This window comes from Billgrantia aerodenitrificans (assembly GCF_021404405.1).
Lineage (GTDB): Bacteria > Pseudomonadota > Gammaproteobacteria > Pseudomonadales > Halomonadaceae > Halomonas > Halomonas aerodenitrificans.
Genome location: NZ_JABFTV010000024.1, coordinates 1 through 10,727 on the forward strand (window position 1 = coordinate 1; position 10,727 = coordinate 10,727).

The window sequence follows — 10,727 nt, forward strand, 5'->3', positions numbered from 1 at the left end:
AGCTGGTGTCATCGTGCAAACACTGCTGCACCACCAGCAGCTTGAACCCCTCATCGTATCGATTGCTCATAAAAACACCCCGAAGGTTGGATTGGGTGTCCAACTTTCGGGGTGCAGTTCAACTGGCCGGGGCTTCTGCGTTCAGGCGTACTTGTCGAGCGGTATCAGGACAGATCCAGCTCGGCGACATGGTGGGCCGTTTCCCCCGTGTCGTCCTGCCACAGGAATTCCGCCTCTGCGCTCTCTGCGGGAGTGAGGAAGAAGCGCAGGTAGGGGTTGGCGGAAACCGCCTGATGCAGGTCGGCCTCGAACACCACGTTGCCATCGATGGAGACGCTGAAACGCTCGACGATGTGGCGGGGCAGGGTTTCTCCGTCATCGCCTTCGCGCAGCCCGGTTTCCATGGGATGGTTGATCAGCGTGCGTACCTCGGCAGGTTCCCCGGCGGACAGCCCCGAGGAAACGCTGACGCGCGGATTGGAGAGTGCGTCGTTGGCATCGTTGCCGTTACGCATCAGACAGCCGCTCACGGTGATGCGCACCTCGCGGGAGGTGGCGAAACGCTCGCCCTGGTGGCTGGTGGCGATGGCAATGACCTGCTGGGTTTCGTTCAGCCGTACCCGGGTGGAGATCTCCGGTTTGGCACTCAGTTGGGTCAGACGGAAGGTGGCCACCTCGGGATAGGGGTTGCCGTTGGCGAACAGATCGATGCGCTCGATGTAATCGCCCTCGGCGAGTTCGCCGTCGAAGTTGACGGTGAGCGGCACGGCGGAGCCGTCTTCGGATACGTGCGGCAGGTCGAGCGTCAGTCCCTCGGTGCGGGGCTCGCTTTCGCCCAGCACGCTCTGAGCGGCTTCCAGGCGCTGCCACGGCTCGTTGGCGAGCCCGGGCATGGCCAGGCCGGCCAGACCGATGCCGGCGCAGGCCAGGGTCAGCCCGCGCAGCAGACGGCGGCGAGAGGCGTCGTGACGAGAGTAACGGAACGGATGCATGGACTCCTCCAGTTGATCAATGCTTTGACAGCGCCAGCGGCCCGCGGATTCCCAGCCGCGCACCCAGCACGATGCCGGCCACGGCGAGGAACGAGGCGAGCGACAGCGTCGAGAAGCCCGACAGCCCCTGGCCGATGGAGCAGCCCAGGGACATCACGCCGCCTATGCCCATGAGAGTGCCCCCCGCCATGCTGCGCAGCATATGGGCAGGCGAGTCGAACGAATGCAGGCGAAAGTCCCGCCGCAGCAGCGCCATTGCCAGCGCACCCAGCACTACGCCACCCACCACGCTGACGCCGAAGCCCAGGCGGGTGCCGGTGGAGAGCATCAGGTACTGCAGCGACTCGCCGATGGGTGCGACGAAGGTGAGGCTGGCCAGACGCACCGGTTCGAAGTCGTCGAAGCCGAGCACGCCGGTGGTGTACCAACTGGCAGGCACCAGGGCGCCGATGGCAAGGCCGCTGACCCACTCTCGCGGAGTGTGGCGAAAGGCCTGATTGGCAAAAGCCCAGGCGCACAGGCCGCCACCCACCAGCAGCGCCGGCAGCCAGCCCGGCAGGCCGATCAGGCTCGGCAGGGTGGCCGCGGGCAGGCGCAGCGTGGTAGCGCCCTCGAGCCACAGCCGCAGCGGGGCAAGCACGCCCGACAGCACCATGAAGGCTGCCAGACCCAGGCACACCAGCACCACGAAGCTACGCAGGTTGCCGCTGCCGAGCAATACCAGAGCGCGGGCTCCGCAGCCGTTGGCCAGGGCCATGCCGTAGCCGAAGAGCAGACCGCCCAGCGGCACGGCAAGCCAGGAGAATCTGTCGACGGCGTACAGCGAGGCGTCGAGCGAGACCAGCCCGGTCGCGGCCAAAGCCTGGCTGCCCAGCACGGCCACGCCCATGGCCACGGCGAAGGCCTGCAGCTTGCGTGAGTCGCCCTGTGTCGTGGCGTTGACCACACCGCGCAGCAGGCAGAAACCGGAGAGCTGACCGACGGCGCCGAAGACAAGGCCGATCGTCAACCCCGCCCAAACGACCAGCTCGGTATGACTCATGGTGCGCAGCTCCTCGAGAAATGCGAAGTAATGAAGAAGAAGTAATGCAAAGGACCGCCCGCAGGCGGCCCTTCGATGACGCCACCTTGGGTGGCCGAGCAGTATAGCGCCTTGCCGCGATGGAGTTCAGGTCTGAGTGCCCCAGGTGTCCTGGCAGATGGCGTTGTACCAGCCGACGGCGTACTGGGCTTCCAGCGCCCGCGTAGTGCCGGGAGCGCCTGTCGGGCTCACGCCGCCGGAGCCTTCCACTTCGGCAATCGCGCCGTCCACCACGCGGTAGACTCCGGCCACCGAGATACCGTACTCGGGACCCACCAGGCTGTAGCAGGTGTTGGTCCAGTAGGCCTCGGGCGCCGGGCGCGACTCGAGCGAAGCGGCGATGGCGGCCGCCACGACCTTGGCCTGGGCGTTGGCGCAGAAGCCCGACTTGGGCATCGGCGCGGCAACGGTGGCATCGCCGATCACGTAGATGTCCTCGACCTGACGCGATTCGAAGGTCTCGGGCTTGACCGGCACCCAGCCGGAGTCGTCGGTGACGCCGGCACGTTCGGCGATCCAGCCGGCCTTCTGCGGCGGGATGACGTTGAGCACGTCGGCCTTGTGCACGGTGCCGAATTCGGTTTCCACCTCCAGACGCTCGGCGTCCACCCGGGTGACGCGGCCGTCGTTGGAGAGGCCTACCCACTCGATACGATCGCCGTAGAGCTGCTCCCAGCCCTCCATGAACAGCCCCTGCTTGGAGAAGTTGTCCTTGGCGTCGAGGATCAGCACCTTGGACTTGGGCTTGTACTGGGCCAGATAGTTGGCCACGAGGCTGGCGCGCTCGTAGGGGCCTGGCGGGCAGCGGAAGGGGTTTTCCGGGGCCACCATGACGAAGGTACCGCCGTCTTCCATCGCTTCCAACTGGGCACGCAGCTTCTCCGTCTGACTGCCGGCCTTCCAGGCATGGGGCGCTTTCTCGGCAGCCGCTTCGTCGTAACCCTCGAGCGCGTTCCAGCGGATGTCGATCCCCGGGGAGAGCACCAGCCTGTCGTAGTCGAGCTCGCTGCCGGTGGAGAGGGTGACCTTGTGCGCGGCGGCGTCGACGTCCTCGACCATGGCATGGATCACGCGGACCCCATAGCGATCCTGCAGCTCGTCATAGCCGTGGGCAATCTTATCCATGCTGCGCAATCCGCCCAGATGCAGGTTGCTGAACGGGCAGGTGTAGAAAGTCTCGGCCGGCTCGACCAGGATCACCTCGATGGCCGGATTGGCCCGCTTGAGATACTTGGCCGCCGTGGCACCACCGAAGCCGCCGCCCACGACGACGACCTTGCCGGCGTGCTGTCCGCCGATGGCGAAGGGCGTGACGCCGCCCACCAGGGGCAGCAGCGAGGCGGCACCCAGGCCCTTGATCAGTTGCCGGCGGTTGATGCCGGAACGTTGGGAATGCTGTGTCATGGCGCGCCTCACTCCTGCGGTTCTTGTTCTGCTTGCGAATCGTCATCGCCGTCCGGGTCGATGGCGGCAAAATGAGCTGCCAGGGCGGCGAGTTCCTCGTCGGTGAAGCCCTTGGCGATCCGATCCATGATGGTGGTATCGCTCTGTTCCTCGTGCTTGAACGCGAGTAGCCGCGCCTCGAGGACTGAGGCAGGCCGCCCGGCGATGGTCGGCACACTGCCTACCATGCGGCCATCGGTGCCGTGGCAATTGGCGCAGGCGGCGGCCATGAGGTCAACCTGCTCGGAGGAGAAGCTGGGTTCGGCGAGTCCCTTGGCGGCGATGCCCCCGAACAGCAGCACCCCCAGCACCGGTGCGGCCGCCCTGCGAAAGAACCGTTTCATCGACAGGCTCCTGATTGCGTTATCTGTTGTTCAACTGTCCGTAAGCCGGATGTTAAAGCCAACGGCAGAGGCTCAGAAGGAATACTTCGGCATTCTCTTATGACTGAATATACAACAATGGGCCGCTGTTATTCCCGAAGCTCTCCAGCAAGCCGCGCAAGGGCCACGATGCCCGTCCGGGCGAAGCAGCGTGGAAGGATCGCGGCGGTTTCGCGCGCAGCGTTGACAACTTTGCGCGGCACTCTTGTGCGCGGTCAACTAGAGTGGAAATTACGAAGACAACAAGACGTCGTCCGGACCTCCCGACCGGAAAGACGCTTGCCAGTCCCTTCAATGGCGACCAAACGGGGTACGACAATGAATGCAGCAACCAGATCAGGGCAGAGCTCCGCACCCAACGTCAAGATCACCATCAACCCCATTGGCATGGACAGACCGCGAGCCTGGCTAGCAGCGGGTTTCGAAGATTTCCGCCGGGCCACGGCCGTCAGTCTCGCCTACGGCATGTTCTGGGTCGGCTTGAGTATCGCCGTCACGGCCGGGGCCATCGTTCTCGATCTGTGGCACTGGCTACTGCCTCTTGTGGCCGGCTTCATGTTCATCGGTCCTCTGGTCGCGGTAGGTTCCTACGGGATCAGTCGGGCGCTCGAGGAGGGGCGCGTACCGCATCTCGGCGACGCCTTCGGTGCCTGGCGGCCCCATGCCGGGCAGCTGGCAATGATGGGCGTGATGATGATGATCTTCTTCCTGGCCTGGATTCGTCTGGCAACCCTGCTCTTCGCGCTCTTCTTCGGCTTCGAGGCGCCGGGCGTGGCGGAGCTCTACGCTTCGCTGCTAACCACGCCGGAAGGGCTCGGACTTATCGCGGTCGGCACCGCGGCGGGAGCGGTGCTGGCCTTCGGTGCCTTTTCCATCAGTGTGGTCGCCATTCCGACGCTGATGGATCAGGACCTGACTTTCATGGAGGGCATCGAAGCGAGCGTGCGCACCGTTGCGCGCAACTTCAAGCCGATGCTGCTGTGGGCAGTCATTCTGACCGGCAGCGTGCTGATTGGCATGATGACGTTCTACATCGGCCTGGCGCTGATCCTGCCTGTACTGGGGCATGCCAGCTGGCACGCTTATGAGGATCTGGTTCGCTGTGAGCCGGTGGAACAACTGAAGTCGTGATCCCCCCTGGCAGGAGGCCGGCGCCTCCTGCCAGTCCAGAATACGCTTTTCCTAACTGAACTGTTCTTCAGTTTCGCGTACGCTTGGCCCATCCCAATGACTCGGACAGTCCACTATGCCTCGATCATGGCCAAGCTGTGTAATGGCGGTAGCCGCTTTGCTGATTTCCTCGACCTTACAGCCCGTACAGGCAGCGCCGCTGTCGCCACCCGAGGGTGAGATACTGCTCAGGGTGACGGGCAATATCGAGTATCCGAACGTTGACGGCGAGCTGCAGCTTGACCTGGACCAGTTGATGACGCTCTCTCCACGCGTGATAGAGACGGCCACACCCTGGACGGAGGGAGTCGGACGCTTCGAGGGACCGCTGTTTCGCGCCGTGCTGGAAGCGGCCGGTGCGGAAGGTGAGCGGGTCCGGGTAACGTCCCTTAACGAGTATGAAATCGAGATACCCTGGTCCGATCTTCACGATTACGACGTGATTCTCGCCGTCATGCGAGATGGCGAGCCCATTGCGGTGCGCGACCTGGGACCCGTGCTGGTGCTCTATCCGTTCGATGAGCGCCCCGAACTGCTCAACGAAACCATCCGCCATCGCTCCGTCTGGCACGTGGGTACCGTCGATGTGCAGTGAGGTCTCGTGGCGAAGCCTTAGTTCGAGGCGCTGAAGCATGTTGCGCTATCCGCTGCGACTGAAGCTGGGAGCGGTGTCGGCCCTGCTGTTCTTCGCTGCTGCCCTGGTGGTGGTGGGGTTGGCAGCATGGCGTCAGGAGGAGCTGCATCAGAGCGTCATCGGCGATGCTGCCTGGCATGCCTACAAGCTCGATCGCGACATCATCCAGTTGCGCAGCGATCTGGTGCAGCAGGTCGGCAGTGCCCGTTCACTGGAAGCCCTGCGGCTGCGGTTCGAACTGATCTACAGCCGGGTCAACCTGCTGCAGCGTGGCGATGTCAACCAACTGCTGCAGCAGATCCCCTTGGCCAAGCGGCTGCTGCCGGACCTGATCGTGCTCATGGCCGACATCGACAGTCTGCTCGATGAAATCGACCAGTTGGGGCAGGAAGAACGCTGGGTGTTGTCCGACCGGCTGGAGCGGGTCGGGGGGCTGACCGAGCAGCTGATCATCGCCGTCAATGGCCACCTTGCCGAATCGGCCACCCGCGACCGGGAGGCGCTGCAGACGCTGTATGCGCTGCTGCTGGCACTGATCATGGCCATGAGTCTGGCGGCGCTGATGGTGGTAGTGTTCCTGGTGCGGGAGGCGCGCGACAATGCCGAGGCTCGGCGTTCGCTGGAGTCGCTGAGTCGCGAACTACAGGCTACCGCGCATCGCGCCGAGGCCGCCAGTCAGGCCAAATCGGAGTTCCTGGCCACCGTCAGCCACGAGATTCGCACGCCGTTGAACGGGGTCATCGGCATGAGCGACCTGCTCCTGGACCAGCCGATCGATCCGAAATCGCGGGAGTACGCCCGCACCCTGCATGTCAGCGCCGCACGGTTGCTGGAACTGATCAACGACATACTCGATTTCTCCAAGATCGAATCGGGCAAGCTGGAGCTCGAACGGCGCCCGATTCGCCTGACCACGCTGATCGGCGAGGCTTGTCGGTTGTTCGGGCCGCATGCCGAGGCCAAGGGGCTCAAACTGACGACGGCGCTATCACCGGCGTTGCCTGAGCACGTGATGGGCGATCCGGCACGGTTGCGTCAGGTGCTGCTCAACCTGCTCTCCAACGCCATCAAGTTCACCGACCACGGTGAGGTCCGTGTCGAGGCGGCGTTGAGCGAGCAGGGCGAGCTGGTGCTCGCCGTGAGAGATACGGGGCCCGGGGTTGCGCTGGAGAAGCAGGATTGGCTTTTCGAACCCTTTAGACAGGCAGACGCCTCGACGGCCAGGCGCTACGGAGGTACCGGGCTGGGCCTCGCCATTTGTCGTCGCCTGACGGAAGCCATGGGCGGCAGAATCGGGGTCGACAGCGCCCCCGGCCAGGGCAGTCGCTTCTGGGTCGTGATGCCGCTGGAGACGGTGGTTTCCAATGAGCCTGAATCACCGGTGTTCCAACCGATTCTGGAACCCGCTGCAGGCGGGAAGGTGCTGCTGGTCGAAGACAACCCGGTCAACCAGCAGGTGGCCGTGGCGATGCTGGAACGCCACAGCTGTACGGTCAGCGTTGCAGACAGCGGAGAGAAGGCCCTGGAAGTGGCGGGTCGTGAGAGTTTCGACATGATCTTCATGGACGTGCAGATGCCCGGCATGGACGGTCTGGAAACGACTCGTCGCCTGCGCTCGAGAGGGGGCTGGCTTGCCGAAGTGCCTATCGTGGCGATGACGGCAGGGGGACCGGGAGCCGAGCGCGAGCGCTGTCTGGTTACTGGCATGAGCGGTTACCTCGCGAAGCCGCTGCGACGCGCCGAACTGGCAGCTGCGCTGCGCCAGGGTCTGTCCGGGAAGGAGCGGGCCGAGGGGGCGGAAGAAAGCGTAGGTGCCGACATGCTGGATGAGGGTGTGCTCGGGGAGTTGCGCGAGTCGCTGGGACTGGAGGCGCTGGCGGCCTTGTTTGCGGTGCATCGTGAACAGCTGCAGCAACACACCGAGAGCCTGGAGCAGGCCTTCGAGCAGAGGGATCTAGCGGCTCTTGCCGCGCGTGCACACCGGCTCAAAGGGGAGTCGGGCAGTCTTGGCGGGCGCAGGTTAGCCGACTCGGCCCGGCGCCTTGAGCTTGCCGCGCGGCATGAGCGGCAAGACGAAGCGGCCGTCGAGCTCAGGGTCCTGCAGGCCAGCATTCCCGTCACCCTCGAGGCGCTGGAGAGCTGGCTGAGTGCCTGCCAAGACTGATGTGACCTCTCTCTAGCGAGTGTCAGGCCTCGGGTTCGATGCGATAGAGCCCGCCATCGCTCTCGTCGGTGAGCACATAGAGCATGCCATCGGGGCCCTGGCGCACGTCGCGAATACGGCCCAGCTCGTTCTCCAGCAGGATCTCTTCATGGGCGATGGTTTCGCCGTCCAGCACCACGCGATGGAGGCGCTCGGCATAGAGCGCACCGATGAAGAGATTGCCTTGCCAGCCCGGGAACTCATCCCCGGTGTAGAACGTCAGCCCCGAGGGCGCCAGGGTGTCTTCCCAGACGTGTACCGGAGGCTTGACGCCGGGCGCCACCTCGCCGATGCCGATGAACTCGTCGGTGTCGTATTCCCGTCCGAAGGAGACCTGTGGCCAGCCGTGGTTGCTGCCGGCCTCTGCGACGTAGAGTTGCTCGCCGCCGCCCGAAGGACCGTGATCGATGGCCCACAGCTCGCCGGTCTCGGGGTGCAGTGCCAGCCCCTGATTGTTGCGGTGGCCGTAGGAGAAGATCTCGGGACGCAGGTTGCCCGGTTCCGCCTCGATGAAGGGATTGCCCTCGAAGGCGCCGCCATCCTCATGCAGGCGAATGATCGAGCCACCCGGATCGGTGAGATCCTGGGAAGGGTAGCGAATGCCGCGGTCGCCGATGGAGAACATCACGCTGCCGTCGCCGGGAAAGACGATGCGCGAACCGTAGTGACGGCCGGGTGCGGTGCGCGGCACCTGGGCATAGATCGTCTCGAGATCGGTCAGCTCGCTGCCGTCGTCGCTCAGGCGGGCGCGGGCCAGCGCCGTGCCTGTGCCGTACTCGTCGTCGCCCATGACCGAGTCGTCGTCACCGGGGCTGGAGTAGGTGAAGTAGATCCAGCCGTTGTCGTCGTAATCGGGATGTACGACGACATCCAGCAGGCCGCCCTGGTTGCCACCTTCGGGGGCGGGCTTCTGATCTTCGTCGGTGTCGATCTTTGGCAGATTGCCGACCTCGGTCACCTCATCGCCGTCGACTAGATACAGGTTGCCCGGGCGTGCGGTGATCAGCATTCGCTCGTCCGGCAGCCAGGCGACGGCCCAGGGGTGTTCGATACCGCCCACCACCTGAGTCACGGTCAGGGTGGCTTCTTCGCTCTCCACGCCGGAGGCCACCTCTTCATTGGTGACCTGGACGTCGGCGTGGGCGAGTCCGGCGAATGCCATGCCGCCGGTTACGGCGAGGGCGAGCGGGGTGCGCGTAAAGCGCGGATGAGAAGGGGATCCGTATTGCCTCATGTCGCATTGCTCCTTGCAGGCGAGGGGAAGCGACGCCGTGAAGCGCCGGTCCCTTGCCAGCGTAGGAAAACCCAGCGGGCTCCTCAAGTTGGACCTGGGCCCAATGAAGGGGCGTTTCTCCCTCCAAAGTACCGTCTTGGCGAGACCTCACCAGTGCTTTACTGAGGTTGCCGTCGCCCATCGGCGCGGTGCCACTCGACACGACAACAACCTTGGAGGAACCGCTATGTGGACCAAGCCCAGCTTTCGTGACCTGCGCCTCGGCTTCGAAGTCACCCTGTACATTGCCAACCGCTGATAGACCGACGTCACGGGGCCGAGAGGTCCCGTGTTTCAGCTTCAGGAGAGTGCCATGCAGGTGCTGATACTCGGCTCGGCGGCGGGCGGTGGATTCCCGCAGTGGAATTGCAACTGTCGCAACTGCCGCGACGTGCGTCTCGGCCAACCCGGCTTCGTGGCGAGAACCCAGTCATCGATAGCGGTGAGCATGGACGGCGAGCGCTGGCTGCTGTGCAACGCCTCACCCGACATCCGCGCCCAGCTCGGCGCCTCGCCGGCGCTCTTTCCCAGGCGCGGCCTGCGCCACACCGGCATTACCGAGGTGCTGCTGGTGGATGCGCAGATCGATCACGTGAGTGGGCTGCTGTCACTACGTGAGGGGTGCCCGCTCGACGTCTGGTGCACGCCCAGCGTGCATGACGACCTCTCCAGCGGCTTTCCGCTGTTCCCCATGCTGCGCTACTGGAACGGTGGACTCAACTGGCGCGAGATCCCGCTGGCAGGGGAGCGCGAGCGCTGCACCTTCCAGGTGCCGAGCTGCCCCGGGCTCGAGATCACCGCACTCTCGTTGAGCTCCAATGCGCCGCCTTATTCTCCGCGCCGCGGCGCACCGGCCACCGGCGACAACCTGGGGCTGCTGCTGCGCGATACGCTGACGGGCGGCGTGCTGTTCTACGGGCCGGGCCTGGGCGAGCCGAGCGAGGCGGCACGGGAGCTGATGCAGCAGGCCGACTGCGTGCTGGTAGACGGCACCCTGTGGCACGACGACGAGATGATACGCCTCGGCATCGGCCATGCCACCGGACGCGACATGGGGCATCTGGCGCTGGCCGGCGAAGCGGGCATGATCGCCGAGCTCGATGCGCTGCCGGAGACGACGCGGCGCATTCTGATTCACATCAACAACACCAATCCCGTGCTCGACGAGGCCTCTCCGGAACGCGCCGTGCTGAACCGGCGTGGCATCGAGGTGGCCCACGATGGCATGCAGCTGACCCTGTAGCCGCCAGAAGTATCGCCGCCATATAGACAACAACAAGCAAAGACAGGCTGTGTCTGAAAAGTCGGCGAGCGAAGGCCAGACAAGGCAAAAATCAGCGAAAAGACGGAGTTTACGTAGTGTGTAAATGAGTATTTTGAGCTGATTTTTAACGCCGTATGGCCAAGCGCAGACAGTTTTCAGACATAGCCTTGTGTCTCTCCGGGCTTGTTGATTAGCTACCAGCAGGCCTTGGCATCAGGGTGAGCATCCGCAGAGCCTGAGGCGCTACAGCCTGGGACTTAGATTATGCCCCCTGATGCCTACTA

The 10,727-nt window shown here is 64.4% G+C and carries 10 protein-coding genes; 5 read left to right on the plus strand and 5 right to left on the minus strand.

From position 1 onward, the window contains the following. Positions 1-164: 164 nt before the first annotated feature. The 4 genes from soxZ to HOP59_RS23290 all read right to left on the minus strand — a co-directional run bounded on the left by soxZ (position 165) and on the right by HOP59_RS23290 (position 3,860). The gene (gene soxZ, locus HOP59_RS23275; protein ID WP_234255728.1) at positions 165-992 is read right to left on the minus strand and encodes a thiosulfate oxidation carrier complex protein SoxZ; all 828 of its coding nucleotides are present in this window, start codon (positions 990-992) and stop codon (positions 165-167) included. Between the two features lie 16 nt (positions 993-1,008). After that, positions 1,009-2,034, minus strand: coding sequence for a YeeE/YedE family protein (locus HOP59_RS23280; protein WP_234255729.1), 1,026 nt, complete (start codon positions 2,032-2,034; stop codon positions 1,009-1,011). Positions 2,035-2,160: 126 nt separating this feature from the next. Continuing rightward, a complete protein-coding gene (locus tag HOP59_RS23285) occupies positions 2,161-3,477 on the minus strand; it encodes an NAD(P)/FAD-dependent oxidoreductase (protein ID WP_234255730.1) in 1,317 nt (438 codons plus the stop codon). Positions 3,478-3,485: 8 nt separating this feature from the next. Beyond that, a complete protein-coding gene (locus HOP59_RS23290; RefSeq protein ID WP_234255731.1) occupies positions 3,486-3,860 on the minus strand; it encodes a c-type cytochrome in 375 nt (124 codons plus the stop codon). A gap of 357 nt (positions 3,861-4,217) precedes the next feature. On the opposite strand from HOP59_RS23290, the gene HOP59_RS23295 reads away from it, so the two are divergent. The 3 genes from HOP59_RS23295 to HOP59_RS23305 all read left to right on the plus strand — a co-directional run bounded on the left by HOP59_RS23295 (position 4,218) and on the right by HOP59_RS23305 (position 7,867). Next, complete coding sequence (locus tag HOP59_RS23295) at positions 4,218-5,030, plus strand: DUF2189 domain-containing protein (protein ID WP_234255732.1); 813 nt, start codon at positions 4,218-4,220, stop codon at positions 5,028-5,030. A 157-nt stretch (positions 5,031-5,187) separates the two neighbouring features. After that, a complete protein-coding gene (locus tag HOP59_RS23300) occupies positions 5,188-5,664 on the plus strand; it encodes a putative pterin-binding protein (protein ID WP_234255733.1) in 477 nt (158 codons plus the stop codon). A 37-nt stretch (positions 5,665-5,701) separates the two neighbouring features. Then, on the plus strand, positions 5,702-7,867 hold the full coding sequence (locus HOP59_RS23305; protein WP_234255734.1) for an ATP-binding protein: 2,166 nt from the start codon (positions 5,702-5,704) through the stop codon (positions 7,865-7,867). A gap of 22 nt (positions 7,868-7,889) precedes the next feature. Here HOP59_RS23305 and HOP59_RS23310 read toward each other — a convergent pair whose 3' ends face one another. Then, positions 7,890-9,140 (minus strand): PQQ-dependent sugar dehydrogenase, encoded by a 1,251-nt coding sequence (locus tag HOP59_RS23310; protein WP_234255735.1) that lies wholly within the window; start codon positions 9,138-9,140, stop codon positions 7,890-7,892. 226 nt (positions 9,141-9,366) lie between these two features. Between HOP59_RS23310 and pqqA the strand changes: the two genes are divergently transcribed. Together pqqA and pqqB are read left to right on the plus strand one after the other, a co-directional pair. Continuing rightward, positions 9,367-9,438 (plus strand): pyrroloquinoline quinone precursor peptide PqqA, encoded by a 72-nt coding sequence (gene pqqA, locus HOP59_RS23315; protein WP_010627037.1) that lies wholly within the window; start codon positions 9,367-9,369, stop codon positions 9,436-9,438. Between the two features lie 54 nt (positions 9,439-9,492). Next, the gene (pqqB, locus tag HOP59_RS23320; protein WP_234255736.1) at positions 9,493-10,422 is read left to right on the plus strand and encodes a pyrroloquinoline quinone biosynthesis protein PqqB; all 930 of its coding nucleotides are present in this window, start codon (positions 9,493-9,495) and stop codon (positions 10,420-10,422) included. Positions 10,423-10,727: the final 305 nt, after the last annotated feature.

What these genes read in the sequence shown, in the direction of transcription:
- soxZ (WP_234255728.1), bottom strand. Translation starts at nt 992, where the DNA reads ATGCATCCGTTCCGTTACTCTCGTCACGACGCCTCTCGCCGCCGTCTG.
- HOP59_RS23290 (WP_234255731.1), bottom strand. Translation starts at nt 3,860, where the DNA reads ATGAAACGGTTCTTTCGCAGGGCGGCCGCACCGGTGCTGGGGGTGCTG.
- HOP59_RS23305 (WP_234255734.1), top strand. Translation starts at nt 5,702, where the DNA reads ATGTTGCGCTATCCGCTGCGACTGAAGCTGGGAGCGGTGTCGGCCCTG.
- HOP59_RS23285 (WP_234255730.1), bottom strand. Translation starts at nt 3,477, where the DNA reads ATGACACAGCATTCCCAACGTTCCGGCATCAACCGCCGGCAACTGATC.
- HOP59_RS23295 (WP_234255732.1), top strand. Translation starts at nt 4,218, where the DNA reads ATGAATGCAGCAACCAGATCAGGGCAGAGCTCCGCACCCAACGTCAAG.
- HOP59_RS23310 (WP_234255735.1), bottom strand. Translation starts at nt 9,140, where the DNA reads ATGAGGCAATACGGATCCCCTTCTCATCCGCGCTTTACGCGCACCCCG.
- pqqB (WP_234255736.1), top strand. Translation starts at nt 9,493, where the DNA reads ATGCAGGTGCTGATACTCGGCTCGGCGGCGGGCGGTGGATTCCCGCAG.
- HOP59_RS23280 (WP_234255729.1), bottom strand. Translation starts at nt 2,034, where the DNA reads ATGAGTCATACCGAGCTGGTCGTTTGGGCGGGGTTGACGATCGGCCTT.